The organism is Bacillus sp. TH19, from assembly GCF_016651075.1.
Lineage (GTDB): Bacteria > Bacillota > Bacilli > Bacillales > Bacillaceae_G > Bacillus_A > Bacillus_A mycoides.
In genome coordinates this window covers 1,979,256-1,997,715 of sequence record NZ_JAEKEO010000010.1, presented here as the reverse complement: position 1 = coordinate 1,997,715, position 18,460 = coordinate 1,979,256, and the positions used below count along the sequence as shown (strand labels likewise).

Here is an 18,460-nt window from a genome sequence, read left to right as displayed (position 1 = left end):
TTCTACATTAAACCCTTCCCTATGACTTATGTTTGAGTGCTAGGAGAAATCCTAGCTTTTATTTTCCCCTCTGAATAAAATCTAAAATTCCGTCATTTAAATACCAAACTCCGAATTCCCCTTGGAGATGAGCAGTCAGCTTTTGCTAACTGCTTTTTTTACAAATAATAATTAATTTACCCAAGAGCATTTCAAAAGATTTTCGTATGATATGGTGTATTCCTTTCTTTTGAGTGAATGATCTCGTCATGAGAGCACTTTATTAAGTGCTCTTTTCGTGTTTCAAATACATACAAAATAAAATTTTTATATTAACCTTAATTACACATTTAATTGAATATTAATTCATCAGATACAAATCATTTCTTATAAGGGCGCTCTGTACTTGCGCCGTTATATAAATATTCAAATTTATTCCCCGCATATTTTTATAAGTTGTATACAGTTCCATATGGAATTGTTGAAACAGAAATTCCGTATGGTGTAATATGATGCATTGGATAATAATACTCCATAGATGAATAGTACGGTTGTATACCTTGCTGTATTTGTTGCATTTGCTGCTGTGCTTGTAACGCTTGTTGAACAGCTTGAATTGTACTTTGTGCTCCGCTATACGTAATACCCGCGGTACCATACGGACGCATTCTATCTCGGGTATCAAAATATGAATAAAACATTAGTATTCAACTCACTTCCATATAATTTATTACAAAGTATATTATGAGTATTAATTTCAGTGAGTGTTAAAAACTAGTCAACTAGCTTTTATTCAAATAACGTTTTTGTTCAACTGCCTTTTTTTAATCTCCACGCCTTATCAAAATATAATCTTATATTTCTTTCAACTTATTATGATGCAAGTGTCTACACTAAATTGTTAGACAAGCATAAAATAAATTAAGTCTAATAATAAAGGAAAAATAAATATGCAAAACCGTTACATGCTTACAGTCAAACTCACCTCATTTAACGGGACAACGCTGACTGGTATTACTATAGAAGGTATCACGCTGACAGCGAACGTCACGTTAAGAACAACCTATCATCAAGCAATTCTCAATCGATTTCCCCCTCAGGACCCAGTTCGTCCCCTAGTCGTGAACTATAACGTAGCCGTCAAATCTGGCAGAAGATCTGCTATCTTGAATGCCGTGACGCAGCTCGCGAATGCTGGGGTAAGCGCGCAGGTCCGTCTGGATTCCTGTAACAATACCGTGGCATCCTTCCGTCCCGTTCCCTCAATAATATAAGTCAGATACCCGTCACAATAGGATAACGACTGTGACGGGTACGAAGCTGTTCGAGTGAATAGCCCTCAAATTTGTCCCCATCCCATTTCCCTTCACTCCTTGAATATTTTTTCAAAACCAATACATACTATTTTCAAGCCGCCGTATCCACGGCTAATACTTCTTTCTTTTGTTACAGCAGAAGCAGGTAGATTCGTCACTTATCTGCTTTCTCTGTATATTTTTTAAAATATCGAAAAGACTACCTACAAGCTGTTTGAACTAGCAGCTTCACTCTTCTTGTAATGGGAAAGCAATTTATCACAATTAGCTAACTCATTCGACTCACTGGCAGACAACCAAAATTGTTGTCTGCTTTTTGTATGGAATTTTTCATTTTGCATATACTACTTTTGAGCCTGTTTACCAATGCAAGCCATTTTGGTGTTTTGAATTCCGACTAAGCTTTTTTGTTGCATAAATTATTACATCTTTGACAGCACTGGCTAAAAGCGCGTTTTCTGGTTATTCGTAGTTCTAGTCCAGAATAATTTTTCTCCTATAAAGGACAGTAGGTAAGACTGCTCGTCCTTTTTTACTTATATCGCATACTCTCCCTTTTGATAGCTATGAACCACATTGCCCTCTTCATCGAAGTAAGCAATTTCCCAATAAGGGTGGCAGTTGTACGCTTCTATTTCCCCATCGAACAAAACGAACAAATTAGTTTTCCAGTTTCCAACGATTGTACCCCACTTGCCAGCTACATTTACTCGCATACCCATGTAAGCAAAATGTAGATTTCGGTGGTTCTGCACTTTCTTGAAAGCTTTTTCCGCGTTGTACATCTGCTTGATGTCAAAAACACCTTCGTTCTCGCACTTTACAAACTTCATGAATTCTGTCATTGGCATTTGATATCTCTTTAACTTTAAGGGTATATTCTCATGTCTTACCCAATATGCAAGAAGATGCAGTGAAAACATTCGCGAAGAGTATATTTTGATATGTGTTTGCAAACACATATCAAAATGCTCAAAAGCATTGATTTAAAGGCATCTATAGCACATTGAAATAAAACATTACATATTAAACTCATATAATTTTAGTGCACCTTTTTTGAGATTGGAATATATTTTGTAAAATATGCTCCAACTAGCAATAATACGATTGAAAATAACCAAGTAAAAATACCACCAAAATGAAACCAATATGCAAACAAATTTAAGATTGCAATTAAAAAGCAACAAATAGAAGTTAATGCACTTTTTAATCCTTTTATCCCTGATTTTTTTCTTTTTGATAAGTTATATACATCGAAACGACTAGAAAAAGGATTAGAACAATTGGTAACATAGCTTGTAGCAATGGCAATCCCTCCTGTCTATTTCCGCTCCTTCATTTTACCATCTTATTCCTTTTTAATCTTTAGGAGTCATTTCATTTTTCTCTTCTCTCCAAAAGTCAGCATAAGTTTTATTTTTAAAGTTCACATTCACTTCGGAAAACGGAAGGCTTTCTCCAACTTTCAATGAGTACCACTCGTTTAAAAGTGGCGATCCGAAGCAAATATTCAATGTACGATCCTGTAAATCAATTAATACAGAATGCAAAGTCCCAAACCATTCTTCATAATTATGCACCGTCACCCCGATAGGATATTCTTCTTCTACCAATCCTTTTAAAGATTCCATGCTCACCTGTTCATTTCGATTTAAATGCTCATGTAAAATGCGATATCTTTTTGTAGATTGTTCTAATTTCCTATTATTTAATTTCTGAATAGGTGAACTGACTGCATGGTTTGTTGATACGGTAAAAGCTTGACTTTCCTCATTAATTGTTGTTATTGATTTATGCCCGTCAAATATTTCAATATGCGCTGCGTTTAAAGGATCAGCTACAATTATATTAATATTACTTGCTATAGGCATTTCTTTTATTAAAGATGTAGCTTCATGCGTATTTCTACATTTCTCCAATATTACTCGAATTACCGCAAAACATTGCAAACCATTTACCATCGGTTTTCTTAAACCTTCAATATTCCCTACAGGTTGACCACATGCTGAAAATGTAATAGATAACCCATGCTCATTAACTCCTTCTGTTCGGCCAAAATATTGAGTAGAAAAGCCACTATGTGCATATGCACCTTCAACATGCGTCGAACAAAAACGCATATCATCTATTTTGGGTGATAAATCAAAATTTCTTAATACATATGTATGCTTTAAATCAGTTTTTTTAGGTAATACTGCACAATGACTACAACCTGCTTTTAATAATGTCTGATAATAATACATCATATTCCTTGAAGGAATTTTCAATACTTCGCAAAAGCCTTCAATTTCTTCATTAATTCCTGGACAATATTGTTTTAGTACATTTCTAGATTCTGTCCAATGGCTATCTGATATTAAATTTTCTTGCTGCATAAATTGTGGAATGAGATACGGATGATTTTTCACAAACTCCCCTTGCTGTTTTCCAACTTCATAATGACTTCCTTTTAGCGATGAAAAGTACCCCTTTACTTGATACACCATAATCTCCCCCTCACATTGAATATATTCCATATCATACCAAAACACTTTTGTTCATTCTTGATGTTTTTTGCTATTTCCCCCATCACAACCACGGTTTTCCTTTTCAAAAGGCATTATTTACTGTCTAGTTAAAACCTTGTTAAGATTACCGTAAGAATAGACTTTTAATAGGTTGTAAAAATAAGTTCAACATTACAAAACTAGATTTAATAATATCAAATGGATAATACTCTACATCGAAACTTCTTATTTGCGATCAACTATTTATTGAAACGAGCAAACTTGTATTTATAGGATTGCAAATAGCCACATTTTACAATTAATGAATAAATTTTTTACTCATCCATTTTCATGGAAAAAGGAGTATATATTAATGTGTAATAGCAAACCAGTTGATGAATTGACTATTGAAGACTTGAAACAAAACCCGATATGGGAATGGGAAATAGATGAAGAGGAAAATGAAGAGTGCGATGAAACGTGGGTAAAACCAGTGGAAACTATAAATTTCACAGAAGAATTAAACGGTTCAATAGTACTGGGCGAATTAATAATACATAATGATGAGAAATTCCCTATGATGTGTAGTATTGATATTGAAAATAACGAGGTATTAATTAGTCCCATTGTTTTTTATAACGAAAAAGAAAATGATTATTTTGCTATAGAAGATGTAGTGAAAAAGGTTGAGATGCCAATCTCAATTAATATTTATCTCACAATTAATGGAGAGCCTAGATTTTTAAAATTCTCTGCAAATAAAATTGATATTTATAAAAACACTATAAAAACTAACTTAAATTAAATTCAAATTGAAGTTAGGAGAATACTCATTAAGTAAAAAATGGGAAACCATTATAATTAATGGTTTCCCATATATCCTCCTATTTTCAATGTTTATATAAATTTATACTAAATAATCCCCTTTTCCACCAATGTCTCTGCGATTTGAACTGAGTTCCAAGCCGCACCTTTTAATAAATTATCAGAAACAATCCAAAGATGGAATCCTTTTGGCGTATCCGGATCTTTGCGTATTCTACCTACAAATGTATCTCTTTTACCCTCTGCATATAATGGCGTTGGATAAATTTGTTCACTAGGATTATCTTGTAAAATAACACCTGGTGCATTCAGTAGTACTTCTTTAATTTCTGCAACGGTCGCTTCTTTTTCAAGTTCAATATAAACTGATTCAGAATGCCCCGATACAACTGGAACTCTGACGCAAGTAGCTGCCATTTTCAGATTTGGATCTTCTAAAATTTTCTTCGTCTCTTGAATCATCTTTACTTCTTCGAATGTGAAATCATTGTCTGTAAATATATCCACTTGCGGCAATACATTAAATGCAATTGGATAATGTTTTTTATCTTTTTTCACTGGTAATATAGTGCTCTTCACTTCTTCACCTGTAAGCATTGACTTAGCTTGTTCTTTTAATTCATGAATCGCATGAATTCCTGAGCCTGATACGGCTTGATACGTTGAAACAATAATTCGTTCTAAACCAAATGATTTTCGAATTGGCTGAAGAGCTGTTACCATCTGTAGTGCTGAGCAATTCGGAACTGCAATGATCCTTTTATGTTCCCTTAAAGTATGTGCATTTACTTCTGGAACGACGAGTGGAACGACGAGTGGTACATCGTGTGCCATTCGGTATTCACTTGTGTTATCAATTACGATTGCACCACTAGAAACTGCATGATTTACATATTGTCTAGAAACTTCTCCCCCAGCGCTAAAAAAGGCAATGTCTACACCTTCAAAACTAGTTGATTTTGCCTCTTGTATTTTAATCTCTCGTCCTTTAAATTGTACTATCTTACCAGCAGATCGTTTTGACGAGAGTAATGTAATTTCTTCTATATTAAATTTCGTTACTCTCTCTAACAATGCAATGATTTTTTGCCCTACTGCGCCTGTAGCTCCAACTACAGCTACATGATAGCTCTTTTCACTCATTTTTTCTCCTCCAATTTCAATTGAATGAATTTCTCCACAACTTAATTTTAAAAGAAATTTAATGATTTGAAAAATTGAAATACATGATATAATCATTCACAAATCATGATAATAAAAGAGGTATCATTTATGGAAATGAGACATGTTAAAACATTTTGTGCCATTGTTAAATATGGTAGCTTTTCTAAAGCTGCTCATGCATTAGGTTATGCGCAATCTACTGTGACAGCCCATATTAAAGCATTAGAGAACGATTTAAACATTCCTCTATTCGATCGATTAGGAAAAAAAATACTTCTTACAAAAGCAGGTCATCAATTTCATCCGTATGCATTAGAATTACTTACTATTTATGATAAAGCGCAAGAAATCCCTCAAAACAGTGACCATTTAGAAGGAACATTAACTATTACATCTAATGAATCATTGGCAGTGTATCGATTACCACAATTATTACGTACTTACAAACAGGAAAATCCGAAAGTAAATATCGTACTTGAGACAAATACCAATGGGCAAGCATTGAAAAAACTACATGAAGGAGAAACCGATGTTATCTTCATAATTGGAGAAAGTATAGAGCATAATGATTTTATTACGTGTAATTTATGTAATGAAACATTTGGATGGATTTTCCCTGCTCATTTCCCTTCAAACACTGATCCACTCCTTTTATTACAAGATACTCAATTTATATTTACTGAACAAAGCTGCGGCTATAGACCGATGGTAGATCGTTTTTTACGTCAAAGCGGGAATATTCCCGCTAAAACATTCGAAACTTCCAATGTTGAAGTCATTAAACAATCTGTGATGTGTGAGTTAGGAATTTCAATTCTCCCTTACATCGTTGTACAAGAAAGTTGTCAAAAAGAGCAACTCTGTTTTCAGCCCATCGAAACTCCAGCAGTCATTCAAAGCCACGTAATCTATCATAAATCTAGATGGATATCACCAGTTTTACAATCGTTTCTTACATTATTAGAGAGAATAGAATAGAAAAGTAAGCGAGTAATAACAAAAATGAGTAACTGCTCTAAAAAGCAATTACTCATTTTTATTAAAACATTTGTGTTCATAACAATACAGGTGTTTCAAAATCAATATGTATATTATTTATTAGCTTGTACCTCACCTGCAATTAATTTACTACCTGAATATGTACCTTTTTGTATAAAAACTTGATTAATTAATTCTTTTTGCTCCTTTTCTGACATTACTCCTTTCCCTTCTCCTAAATTCCCACTTTGTAATTTCCAAATCTTGTTGTGGTCTACATCAACCTTTTCATATTTTCCTTGTTTCCATCGTTCTAAAATATCCACATATGTACTTTTTTGTGCAACATCATTACTATTTATAATTTCGAGTAAACTTTCAATACGTTCTTGTGTAATAAAAATATAGCCCCATTTTTGATCAGCTTTCGTTTTTTGATGTGCCATTTCATGTAGGGCTGTCTGTATGTTCTCATCTGTCCACTTAAAATTTTTATTAAAACTACTATTCGGTAATGAATGATTGCCATTTTCTAAAAGCTTTGCATCTTCAGCTTTTACATTACTATCAGCTAGCACTTCTACTGCCGGAGCGGCTGGTGATGCCTTTTTCGCAGCTGGTTTACTATTATTCAGATAATACAGCATACCATACGTTACACCTACCCCGATTACCGCCATACCAGCTATAATTCCTATGATTTTAAATAATGTTTTCATCTTGCTTGTTTCCTCCCAAATATCTCTGTTCTTACTACCTCATTATTTCTTATATAAAACAGTTCCTTCATTCAAAATAGTTCATCCCATCCCCTATCATATTATTTATATATATTTCCTTATATTGTATTTCTTTTTTCGTGAAATTGAAAGATTATTCTGTTAAAAAATAAAGATATTCTACAAAATTTCCCTTTATATTTATATGGAAACAAAAAAACAACGAGCGCCTTCTAAAACACTCGTTGTTTTTACTTTATGCACGATTTTCTTTTAACCACTTCGTAATAACATCTAACCTCGAAACATCAAAACGTCTTTCTTCACATACTTTTAAGCTGTTTAAACTTTTCACAATTTCTAATTCATTCGACTTTATACTTTTTGCTTCAATCAATTTACAGTACCCGTCTGTGACGGTATTGAGATTTTCATAATAACGCTGAAATGCTTTAGATATATGTAAATGTTTTTCAAAGTTTCTTCTTTTTTTCGTCCCATCAGACTCTTTCCGTTTTCTAAGCTCTTCATCACTTGTATATAAATAAAAATATTGATCTGGAAAACCAATTTCTCTATTTATCATCTTTTCTTTATAAAAGTTTTCTATTAAAGATAACGGCTGATTAAATATATCAAAATGAAAACACCAATTATAACTAAGTGGCTGATATATATCTCCATCGAGTATTACTAATTCATATTGCTGCGACTTCTGCACTGCTATATTCCAGCGCTCTACTTGTTTTTCAAAATACCATGTTCTATGTTCATTTTTTGGTCTTTCAAATAAAAAATTCACTTCAGGTATAATGAATGCTCCATAATTGTTTTCTAGTTCACGGCATGTGCTACTCTTACCAACAGCACTCGCTCCCTCAAACGCTATAATCCCCATAGTTTCTCCCACTTTCATTAACTAAAATCTCGTTGTTTCGCTCTTCTCCCCCATAACTGTCTCCATAAAACGATTGAAGCGATAGAAAGCATTATTGTTGTAATGATACTACCTTCAATACCAAATGAGCCTCCATGAAGGACTTCATTGCCATTTGTTACAGGTTTAAATAGTGGTGTTGAATATATCGTCATGCCACTAACTGCAAAACCATAGACATTATATTGTGCCCAATTCCAAATGGAATGCCATGCACAAATCCCCCAAAGACTACTGTCCTTTAATACGTAAAAAGCTGCAAATACACCAACTAATATTATATTCGATATTGAAAGGATTGTAATACCAGGATTAAGTAAATGCAGAAAACCAAATAAAAAGGACGTCACTATAATCCCAACCCATATACGACTTCTAACAGAAATAACTGGAAATAACCAGCCTCGTACAATAATTTCTTCCGTTGCGCCTTGTATTAAAAAAGCAATTAAAGATCCTACAATACCAAATATGGCGGTTGCCGTAATTTGTTGCATTTGTAGTTTTACAATCCCTGTTAATATAAGCACAATTACTGGTATTGAAATGAAGACAAATCCTATTAACGCACCTCTCAAATACTTTCTCATCCATTGCACTTTCCAAAAACCAATGGATGAAAATGACCTTTTCTCTACAAACCTAATCCATAAAAAAATAAAAAATATAGCCCCACCAAACGTTAATATCATCTCAATATTATTATAAATTGCCTTTACAAATGATGTATCCGCTTTCGGTAAAAACAGCATAAACAACATGAAAAATTCACCTAAAGTTAAAAATACAATTGCAAGTATAACAGCGAAAATAGGTTGAACTTTTCTTCTTCCTTCTTTTGCTGCTTCAATTATTTTAAATTGTTTATTTAGCAATATTCTATCCTCCTTATTATTGTAATCATCTGTATTCTTAAAATATATATCGTTTCCCTTAAACATATTTTTTAAAATAAATGATTTCTGTTTGGAATAAATTCAGATTAGGAATAATATATAAATAAAAGAGATGTCTTCGTGCCTTTTACCAGTATCGCCCAATTCATTCACTGATATTACCAGCACTTGCTATTTCCCACCATTTGTTGTAGGATAGTAATTAAGGTCAATTTAGCACTATATTTTCTTTGCATATTATCAAGTATCAATCAGGAATGTTTTGTACTCCTTATGGATTTTTGATAATATGTGAACTTTTATTTTCAATCGAATAAGGCCGATCATATTGTAATCTTTTTAAATTTTAGGAGGCATTACCATGACATTAACAGGTAAAGTAAAATGGTTTAACAGCGAAAAAGGTTTCGGTTTCATCGAAGTTGCAGACGGTAGCGACGTATTCGTTCACTTCTCAGCTATCACTGGCGACGGCTTCAAATCTCTTGACGAAGGTCAAGAAGTTAGCTTCGAAGTTGAAGACGGTAACCGTGGACCTCAAGCTAAAAACGTTGTAAAGCTATAATTCAATCAATAAAAAGGTTGTTACCAGCTCGGTTAACAACCTTTTTAATATATAACTAAAAATTTTTACATAAAAGGAGTGGTTACATGTATCGCAATCGAAAGAACGATGTAGCAGAAGTACCACCAGAACAAACCCCTGTTTGGGAATGTGAATCAGAGGATTGTTTAGGATGGATGAGAAAGAACTTTTCATTTGAAGAAGAGCCTAAATGCCCTTTATGTAAAAGTAGTATGAAAAGCGGAGAACGTTTATTACCTAAAATAGGTTGATTTTTACAAGCCCCTCTTATTTTAAATAAGAGGGGCTTTTTTATTAATAATGAATATCCTCTACATCTGTTCGTACAATAGAATACATTAATGCATCGTGTTGTTTATTTCCTTGATGAATGTATCCACGTAACAGCCCTTCTTGTTGAAAACCTAATTTAGATAACATATTACACGAAGTTATATTTTCAGGATATGTAATAGCTCCAATTCTAAATAAGCCTAAATCTCGAAATCCATAAGTAATAATTTCTCGAGCAGCTTCAGAAGCATAACCATTCCCCCAATAACGAGGATGCAAATCATATCCAATCTCTGAGCGTTTACTCCAAAGTTGTAAATTATTTAATCCAATTGTTCCTACTAAATTATTTGTGTCTTTTAATACAATCCCCCAACGCATTGCCTTTTTCTCAAAGTAATTTTTTGAAAAAGATTCAATCATACGTGAAGCTTGTCCAAACTCAGTAAAAGAATTCATACCGTAATAACACGTTACCTCATCTAATGAGAATATTTCATATATTTTTTGACAATAAGATTGTTCTATTTCAACTAAGCGCAAGCGTTCTGTTTCTAACATAGGAAATACCATAGGATCACTCCTTTCTCTCTACTCATTTATTATAGCAGAAAAAGTATTTATAATTAGGAAAGTCCTTAATGTCCCACAAATCAAATATTTCTAGCGATGTTTATCCTCTTAATAATATATAACTTCGTTGTATTTATTAATTCCCCTCTAAAAACCACCCCTAATTTATACCTTCTCATGTTAAAATATAGAAAAATAGTAAATATTTCTTACGGAGGTGCTTAAACTTTATGTATATTTTCATTGGCTTATCCCTCTTGCTCATTTTACTCATTTTTTTATTCGCAAAAAAATTCACACCAAACTCATTTATGATGACAAGTTTTAAAGGAAATAGCTTTAAGACATTTTCAGTTGGCATATTAATCGCTGCTACACTCTCTCTTTCATACGGAATGTATCACGCAGCAACATATCAACCTAGATATTTAGATATTAAATTGCAAAATCAAAATTTCACTGTTTTTGGTAATGTTGGTGAGTTTGGTTATTTCTCAGAAGAATTACTAAAAAAAGATGCAGAAGTTGAACTGTATTTTGTCTCTTGGGAAACAATACAATTAAATAATCCAGAAATAATAGTAGACTACCCTTCAGGCAAACAGGAAACATGGAAGCCTAATATAACATTAATTCCTACAAATAAATTAAAAGAAAAACATAGTATTAAAGAACTTTATCGGCTCTCACCGTATTCATTTGAAGAATCTGGAAAAACAACATTAACTATTAAAGAGAATAAAGCCAATCATAAAAAGATTGTAATTAATGTTAAATAATCATAAATAAAATGTCCCTCCATTATGTTGGAGGGACATTTTATTTACATATGTATTCAATATTATTATTTTGACTGTTCATTCAATGTCGTAATTATTTCATTGGCAGTATTCTTTCCGTTTCCAATACAAGCACCAATTCCTACACCGTAATATGAAGCACCAGCTAAGTATACATTAGGATAAAGCACGGCCAATTTTTCTTGTAATGATTGAACAGCTTGATTATGTTCTAAATGATATTTCGGCATTAAATCTTTCCAATTTGTAACTTCAATTACTTCCGGTTCGCCTTTAATTCCGAGGCTCTTTTCAATATCATATAAAGCAACTCGTACTAATTCTTCTTCACTATAACTTTTGATCGTTTCATATACTGGATTAGTGCTCTTATAAAACATTCTTACTAATAGCTTTTGTTTACCAGATGTATGTTTCCACTTCCTGCTTGTCCATGTGCAAGCATCACAATGTAAATCACTGTTTTCCGTTACGATAAAACCTGTGCCGTCAGCCGGTAGTTGTTCATCTAGTATGTCAAAACCTAAGTAAATACTTATAAGCGATGAATTTTTAAATTTATTAAAATGCTCATTTAACTCATTAGACTGTAATAACGTTTGTGCGATATCATGTGGAGCTGCTAAAACGACATAATCAGCTTGTATTGTCTCATGATTTGCAAAAGAAACCTCATACCGATCCCCTTTTTTACTTATCACTGTTGTTACAGCACCTTTATTAATGACAGTCTCCGTCAGCACTTCTTCTAAGCGATTAATAATCGTAGATAGTCCACTTTTAAATGATACAAACTTTTTATTTCCTGCTGACTGAAATTGTTTTTTATTCTCTTCAAAACCTTTAATAATACTTCCATATTTATTTTTATACTCAAGTAAATATGGTAACGTAGATGCCATTGTAAGCTCATTCAATTTACCAGAATATACACCTGACAGCACAGGTGCAATTTGTCTTTCCACTAATTCTTTCCCTAAAAAGCTTTCTAAAAATACAGCAAGTGATGTATCCTTTGTAAACTCCTTATTTTTCGTAATAAAATCTTTTAAAGCAACGATTTTCCCTTTTTTGAGACTAGCGTACTGCTAAATAATGATTCAACACTCATAGGAATCCCAAATATAGTGTCAGCAGGAATTGGATGTAATATGTTATCAGAGTATATGTAAGAAATACCTGTTTCGTTATATACCATTTCATTTTCTAAATTTAAATCTTTTACAAGCGGCAAAACATGTTCATTACGAGCTACAATAGAATCTGCTCCAGATTCCATAATAAAATCATTTTCTTCCACACTGTGGATTTTACCACCTAAATACTCTTCTTTCTCAATAAGGATTAAATTTAAATCTATATTATAATCCTTCTTTAATTTTTCTAAATAAAACATAGTAGAAAGTCCAGTAATACCTCCACCGATGACAACGACTGTTTTCATATTTGCTGCGCCCCTAACCGATACAATTAATAATTCCTTTATTATTATAACCAAAAATTATCATAGTCGACTAGCAGCTTGCGCATTCTGTAAGAAATTAGACAATATATATGAATATATTTTAGGCTGATCATTATGCACTAAATGACCTGCAAACGGAATAACAGCAATATGTATATTGTTGTTTAATTGTTTAAACGTTGTAGAGGCTGTAACTTCATCTGCTGAATCTCCCCCAACAATACACATTGTAGGTACTTGAAGATTAGCTACATCACCTGTTTCATGAAATGGGTACCACTCCTTAACTTGCCACGATTTCAGCAACCCTTTCCAATCACTTTTTACATGAATTTGATTCATATAAGTTACAACTTCTTCATTTTCCATCAACTGTTGATGACACTTTACTTCATACTCCTGAGACTCTTCCCAATTATCTCGCTCAATAGGAAAGATACCTGAAAAAGTTAATGTCCTCACTTTATCTGGATATTTTTTTGCAAATAATAAAGCGGCTATCCCCCCTAGTGAAACACCCGCTATATGACAACTATTAATTTGCAAATGTTCTAGTGTATCATTCAAATCATCAGCAGAGCAAAGAAAATAATTATCTAATGTACCTCCTGATTCTCCATGTCCCCTCAAATCAGGACGAATTACTTTATATTGTTTTTCTGTAAAAAATTCTACCTGTTCTTCAAACTCTACTAAACCTGTCATACCACCAGAATGTAAAAGCACAATTGGTTCCCCTTCACCTGAAATATGCGTATGTAGTATCATTTATCCCCCTCCTTTAAAACTGAACATTCTATTTATTGGTAGTATATCGAATATATTTCTAAATTACCAAATAAAAAAGAACTATAACATATTCAACTCACGTCATAGTTCTTTCTATTTTAAAAACATAAACCAGTTTATTAATTTGTCAATTTCTTGGCTGAGTGCTATTACTTTTTCATGTTGAAGTCCATAATTTGAGACTAGATTCAATAATTCTTCTTTTTCAATTCAATTATTTTTTCTAACTTCACTAATTCCATGTCGTCTTTATTCGCTCCAATTTCAAAATATATGTATTTTAGTATAGCCTACTTACATAATAAGTAAAAGTCTCATGCTAATGTAAAATCTTACATATTTGAAAAAACAATATACTACTAACAAAAAAAGAGACTTAAACTAAGCCTATTATTACAGGTCATTATAATTTTCTACCATTTTTTATAAATATGTTAGTTTATGAATGTGTACCATTTACTATTAATTTAAAGTTAGACACTTTTACTCATTAATAATACAACAGAATTTCTCAAATGTTTTATCTTTATATTCTGGAACCCTTGTTAAGTGATCAAAATAACTATATGAAAATTTAAATATGTGTCCAAAATCCCAATTAAATTCGCTGTAGTCTTTAAGCCAGAATGCATTATCTAGCGGAAGTGTATCAACTTTTTTTGCTTTTGTAAGAGGTAAACGATCTACAGGAGAATTCAATATTATTTGGGCATTCGGCATTAAATTGCGACTTTTTCTAAGTACATAAACTAGCTTTAATAGTGGTTTTATTCCTCGTTGAAATAATTCTATATGCCCTAAGTCATATAATATATTAATCGCATGTGAGAAGGTAAGCATATGACCAATTAAATCGTGATGTGATTCTGCCTTATATATAACGTTAAATTCAGATAATTCACTTAAAATAAAATCAGATAATTGCTTCGGGTTTTTAATTTCGCTTTGAATCTCCTCATTATTTATAATGAGTTGCTTTACTTCTTTAGTTGTAAAACCAATCCAAGATCTACCGGGAATTGTTTTTTGAAACGATAATATAAGGTTTGCTATATTATTAATATCTTGCTCACTCCCCCAATGACTTAACTCCTTAATGGCTAGTAAACTTAAAGAAGCGTAAATTACATTATGACCAACCCAATGGAGTTCATCAATCGTTTGTTCCAAAGATTTAATTATCGTTTCTTCAGCACTTTGATAATCGACACCTTGTTTATTATCAATTGTTTCGCCTAACCTTTGCTTATGGAGCATCATTTTCGCTTGAGAATAAATGTTACAGGCAGTTTTTTCATCAATGTTATTGTTTTTCGTAAAAAAATAACTAGCAATGGCAGCTGCTCCGAAATGTGCATGCCAAATATCATTTGTTTCTTTTTTACATTGAGATATAATTGAAAGCCCATCTTTTAATACACTTATATTTTCCATCTCTCTTATCCCCTCTAAACCCTAATAAAAATGGTTTTTTAGCATCTACAAAGTCGGCAAAAAGCCAGGTGAAAACTCTTGAAAGGTTTCCTCCTTTACAGTTATAAATTAAAATTGCCCCTGTCGCTCAACAAGAATTAAATTTGCTTCTAATAATATTTTGAGATGATACTTATTCATCCCTAATGCAGTCTCAATCTTCCACAATTGTATTTGTTTTGATTATGAAATAAATAACGAACAATCTCACGTTTTACTCCTGCCAAAGCCTTAAAAATTCCCACTCTTTTTTCACCTGAATTATTTGGTTTGATAGTCATGGAACTATCTTATTTTTTTGTCAAATCTCTCATCTTCTTAAACATACAATGTGAAAATCAAATGTGTATGTATTTATAGATAGTTGTTTTATTATACACGCGAATCTTTATGTAATTGATACTTTCTATTATGTTACCACTTAGTATGTATCCTTAAGCTACTTCCTTAGCTTAACGAAGGTGTTAATACAAATAAGATGTGATTCATTTCATCACTTTTATTCAAAAATCTATGTTTCACGTTCGGTGGAATACGCACAACATCTCCTTCTTCTAAAAAATATTCATTCCCTTCCAATTCCACATACACTTCCCCTTTCATTACAACTGCAATTTCTTCCTTATCTTCGTGGGAATAGTGACTTTCTGTTGTATTTGCATATCCGTTTAAATCCATCATTAACATTTCAATGCGAGCTTTCATAAAATCTGGTGTTAACACATCATAAACAATATGATCATTATTTTCTCGATATACTTTTTTCCGATCTTTCTTCTTAGAAATAAGTGAGTCTGTATCAATATCATTAATAAAAAGAGTAAACAGCGGTACATTTAATGCCTTCGCTATTAATTCCAATACATTTAAAGAAGGATTGGCATGTCCTCTTTCAATTTGACTAATAAGTGAAGTACTGATTCCTGCATAATCAGCAAATTCACGAATTGTCATATTATTTTTCTTACGATAACTTAAAACAGTTTGACCTAGCCGATAATGAATCATTGTTACAACTTCCTTTCGTCCATCATAATACATCTTTTGTCCCTTTTGTGCTGACATACTAAACAGTGGCAATTAATCCTTCCTTATTTCATCTTAGGCTTATATACTAGCTTTTGTACATTATATTATATACAGTTCATTATAATAAACAACCAATCGGAGGGACAAACTTTGAAATCACCTATTCTTTCATATTTCATCTTATTTTTTGGCGTGTTCGCCTTATCTACTTCAGCTATCTTCGTAAAAATAGCCGATGCCCCTGCAGCAATCACTGCTTTTTATCGATTATTGTTTGCTACGGTAATTCTTTTACCGTTTCTAATATTTAATACAAACAATCGAAGCGAACTTCGCTCATTATCAAAAAAGCAATGGGGATTTGGACTCTTATCTGGATTATTTCTAGCAGCTCATTATGTACTATGGTTTGAATCATTACAGTATACTTCCATAGCAAGTTCTACAGTTATCGTAACGTTGCAACCTTTATTTTCAATGGTCGGTGGTTATTTTTTATTTAAGGAACGGTTTACGAAAGGTGCGATTATAGGCTGCCTTATTGCAATTTCAGGAAGTATCGTGATTGGGTGGCAAGATTTTCAAATTAGTGGTGAGGCTTTATACGGCGATATTTTAGCTTTTATTGCTGCTGGCGTCATAACAGCTTACTTTTTCATCAGTCAATATGTTCGTAAAGACCTATCCCTAATACCGTACTCGGTAATTAGTTATGGCAGTAGTTCACTTTTTCTCGGTATATTTGCTTACACACAGCAGTCATCTTTCTTCAATTACAATGCACAAACATGGTGGTCCTTTATAGGTCTTGCATTCATTGCAACGATTTTAGGACAAACAATTTTCAATTGGTTATTAAAATGGATGAGCGCTACTGTTATCTCGATGAGTATTTTAGGAGAGACAATTGGAACTTGTATTTTAGCCTATTTCATTTTAGATGAAACAATTTCTTTACAGCAAGGACTAGGAATTCTACTTATTTTCATTGGATTAGCAATATTTTTATTACAACCGAAACAATTGAATCACAATTTATAAAGTGAAACTTTAATCAGTGGGGATTTTATTCATCCCCCACTGATTATTAGCCTTCACCAATCGGGCGTTTACGGGCAGCCCGACTCCCACATAACTTCTTTGCTCCAGCCAAATTTTGAGGTGGGAGTTTTACTGCCCACAAATAGCGGGATAAACAAGAAAAGCATGACATTAGTTTGCCATGCTTTTCTTGTTTATTTATTATTGTGGAGATTGTTCCACTTGCTTTTGCTTTAGCCTTTGCTCCAATACATGAATCATGAAGAGGAAATGCTCTGCCTCTCTTGTAACATGATCAGCAAGCAATGGATTTATGACATTTCGGATTTGACATGTTTGAATTAACTCTAATCCTGCTTTTTTGAAATCCCTTAACTCAACAGTGGCATTTTCACTATCTTTATTCATTTTTCCTATAATCGGGTATGTCGGTTCTTTTTGATATAACATCGATTCAACATCTCTAGCTTGGTTAAGCAAAATTTCGAAATCATCACCGAATTTCAACGCTGTATGAACAAGATTTCTTTCCGATTGATCCAGTAATGATCCAATAAAACGTGAGTGTTCCATCATAATACGCAGCCAGAAAACATTCTCACTAATAATCGCATCTTGAATAGGATCCATTTTCCCTTCGTTAAACTTTTGAAGTGTCCGCATAAAATATTCTGCTTCTCGTGCAACATGATCCACTAAAAGTGGGAAATTAAACCCTTTCACTTTACAATTGATGATTAAAATTAGTAAGTTTCTTTTATAATTACGAAAAGCATACACTAACTGAATGCTCTCTTCATTTAATTGCCTTACCACTTGAACAGTTTGTGGAATAGTAAATGCTTTTTGCAGCTGCCTATCAAACTGATTATAAAACTGTTCTACTTGCTGAATTAAATTTTTATCGTTACGATTAAACCCCTCACCAAGAAACAAAGCATGCTCTTTCATAATACGTAACCAAAATCTATTTTCAGTTATAGATCGTTCAATAAATAATTGTTCTGTTAATGATTCAGATGGAGCTGCTTTCAATTCCGGTGGCAACAGCATAGCTCGCTGTGGGTCCATAATAAAATGTCCAGGAATAGGTTGGTCTGTCGACATTACAATCACTCCTTGTTCCTTGAA

At 32.7% G+C, this 18,460-nt stretch carries 18 protein-coding genes and 4 pseudogenes; 7 read left to right on the top strand and 15 right to left on the bottom strand.

The genetic code is table 11. The features are described 5' to 3' along the window. Positions 1–428 precede the first annotated feature (428 nt). Both JFU54_RS27865 and JFU54_RS27860 read right to left on the bottom strand, forming a co-directional pair. Complete coding sequence (locus tag JFU54_RS27865) at positions 429–680, bottom strand: DUF3947 family protein (RefSeq protein ID WP_002136277.1); 252 nt, start codon at positions 678–680, stop codon at positions 429–431. Between the two features lie 1,151 nt (positions 681–1,831). Next, positions 1,832–2,146 (bottom strand): hypothetical protein, encoded by a 315-nt coding sequence (locus tag JFU54_RS27860; RefSeq protein ID WP_088039365.1) that lies wholly within the window; start codon positions 2,144–2,146, stop codon positions 1,832–1,834. A gap of 2 nt (positions 2,147–2,148) precedes the next feature. Here JFU54_RS27860 and JFU54_RS30440 point away from each other — a divergent pair. Continuing rightward, positions 2,149–2,238 (top strand): annotated as a pseudogene (locus JFU54_RS30440) (tyrosine-type recombinase/integrase); the annotation flags it as partial. Between the two features lie 99 nt (positions 2,239–2,337). On the opposite strand, the pseudogene JFU54_RS27855 reads toward JFU54_RS30440, so the two are convergent. Beyond that, positions 2,338–2,600: pseudogene (locus JFU54_RS27855) on the bottom strand (hypothetical protein). 53 nt (positions 2,601–2,653) lie between these two features. Next, complete coding sequence (locus JFU54_RS27850) at positions 2,654–3,778, bottom strand: C45 family autoproteolytic acyltransferase/hydrolase (protein ID WP_201067272.1); 1,125 nt, start codon at positions 3,776–3,778, stop codon at positions 2,654–2,656. Positions 3,779–4,154: 376 nt separating this feature from the next. On the opposite strand from JFU54_RS27850, the gene JFU54_RS27845 reads away from it, so the two are divergent. Continuing rightward, a complete protein-coding gene (locus tag JFU54_RS27845) occupies positions 4,155–4,586 on the top strand; it encodes a hypothetical protein (RefSeq protein WP_201067270.1) in 432 nt (143 codons plus the stop codon). A gap of 107 nt (positions 4,587–4,693) precedes the next feature. On the opposite strand, the gene JFU54_RS27840 is transcribed toward JFU54_RS27845, so the two are convergent. Further along, entirely contained in the window at positions 4,694–5,749 is a 1,056-nt protein-coding gene (locus tag JFU54_RS27840; RefSeq protein ID WP_201067268.1) for an aspartate-semialdehyde dehydrogenase, read from the bottom strand. Between the two features lie 129 nt (positions 5,750–5,878). On the opposite strand from JFU54_RS27840, the gene JFU54_RS27835 reads away from it, so the two are divergent. After that, a complete protein-coding gene (locus JFU54_RS27835) occupies positions 5,879–6,748 on the top strand; it encodes a LysR family transcriptional regulator (RefSeq protein ID WP_061675808.1) in 870 nt (289 codons plus the stop codon). 113 nt (positions 6,749–6,861) lie between these two features. Here JFU54_RS27835 and JFU54_RS27830 read toward each other — a convergent pair whose 3' ends face one another. The 3 genes from JFU54_RS27830 to JFU54_RS27820 form a co-directional block, all read right to left on the bottom strand. Then, positions 6,862–7,467: a PRK06770 family protein gene (locus JFU54_RS27830; protein ID WP_201067266.1), complete on the bottom strand. Its 606-nt coding sequence runs from the start codon at positions 7,465–7,467 to the stop codon at positions 6,862–6,864. A gap of 256 nt (positions 7,468–7,723) precedes the next feature. Next, positions 7,724–8,365: an AAA family ATPase gene (locus JFU54_RS27825; RefSeq protein WP_061688797.1), complete on the bottom strand. Its 642-nt coding sequence runs from the start codon at positions 8,363–8,365 to the stop codon at positions 7,724–7,726. A 17-nt stretch (positions 8,366–8,382) separates the two neighbouring features. Next, positions 8,383–9,279: a CPBP family intramembrane glutamic endopeptidase gene (locus tag JFU54_RS27820; RefSeq protein ID WP_098634991.1), complete on the bottom strand. Its 897-nt coding sequence runs from the start codon at positions 9,277–9,279 to the stop codon at positions 8,383–8,385. A 382-nt stretch (positions 9,280–9,661) separates the two neighbouring features. On the opposite strand from JFU54_RS27820, the gene cspD reads away from it, so the two are divergent. Both cspD and JFU54_RS27810 read left to right on the top strand, forming a co-directional pair. Continuing rightward, on the top strand, positions 9,662–9,865 hold the full coding sequence (gene cspD / locus JFU54_RS27815; protein WP_002012849.1) for a cold-shock protein CspD: 204 nt from the start codon (positions 9,662–9,664) through the stop codon (positions 9,863–9,865). Positions 9,866–9,951: 86 nt separating this feature from the next. Next, entirely contained in the window at positions 9,952–10,137 is a 186-nt protein-coding gene (locus JFU54_RS27810) for a cold-shock protein (RefSeq protein WP_000286202.1), read from the top strand. 43 nt (positions 10,138–10,180) lie between these two features. On the opposite strand, the gene JFU54_RS27805 is transcribed toward JFU54_RS27810, so the two are convergent. Then, positions 10,181–10,732, bottom strand: coding sequence for a GNAT family N-acetyltransferase (locus tag JFU54_RS27805; RefSeq protein ID WP_002031946.1), 552 nt, complete (start codon positions 10,730–10,732; stop codon positions 10,181–10,183). Positions 10,733–10,962: 230 nt separating this feature from the next. On the opposite strand from JFU54_RS27805, the gene JFU54_RS27800 reads away from it, so the two are divergent. Further along, a complete protein-coding gene (locus JFU54_RS27800; RefSeq protein WP_016102030.1) occupies positions 10,963–11,511 on the top strand; it encodes a hypothetical protein in 549 nt (182 codons plus the stop codon). 65 nt (positions 11,512–11,576) lie between these two features. Here the strand turns inward: JFU54_RS27800 and JFU54_RS27795 are convergent. From JFU54_RS27795 to JFU54_RS27775, 5 genes and pseudogenes are all read right to left on the bottom strand, one after another. Continuing rightward, a pseudogene (locus JFU54_RS27795) lies at positions 11,577–12,976 on the bottom strand (protoporphyrinogen oxidase). 60 nt (positions 12,977–13,036) lie between these two features. Beyond that, the gene (locus JFU54_RS27790; protein ID WP_201067264.1) at positions 13,037–13,765 is read right to left on the bottom strand and encodes an alpha/beta fold hydrolase; all 729 of its coding nucleotides are present in this window, start codon (positions 13,763–13,765) and stop codon (positions 13,037–13,039) included. A gap of 114 nt (positions 13,766–13,879) precedes the next feature. After that, positions 13,880–14,028, bottom strand: a pseudogene (locus JFU54_RS27785) (Spo0E family sporulation regulatory protein-aspartic acid phosphatase). Between the two features lie 241 nt (positions 14,029–14,269). After that, a complete protein-coding gene (locus tag JFU54_RS27780; protein WP_002031955.1) occupies positions 14,270–15,220 on the bottom strand; it encodes a hypothetical protein in 951 nt (316 codons plus the stop codon). Between the two features lie 486 nt (positions 15,221–15,706). Further along, positions 15,707–16,324 carry a helix-turn-helix domain-containing protein gene (locus JFU54_RS27775; RefSeq protein WP_002031957.1) on the bottom strand — a complete coding sequence of 206 codons (618 nt, stop codon included), beginning with the start codon at positions 16,322–16,324 and terminating at the stop codon, positions 15,707–15,709. 114 nt (positions 16,325–16,438) lie between these two features. On the opposite strand from JFU54_RS27775, the gene JFU54_RS27770 reads away from it, so the two are divergent. Next, positions 16,439–17,329, top strand: coding sequence for a DMT family transporter (locus JFU54_RS27770; RefSeq protein ID WP_201067261.1), 891 nt, complete (start codon positions 16,439–16,441; stop codon positions 17,327–17,329). 201 nt (positions 17,330–17,530) lie between these two features. On the opposite strand, the gene JFU54_RS27765 is transcribed toward JFU54_RS27770, so the two are convergent. Continuing rightward, positions 17,531–18,436: a DUF2935 domain-containing protein gene (locus JFU54_RS27765; protein ID WP_201067259.1), complete on the bottom strand. Its 906-nt coding sequence runs from the start codon at positions 18,434–18,436 to the stop codon at positions 17,531–17,533. Positions 18,437–18,460 lie beyond the last annotated feature (24 nt).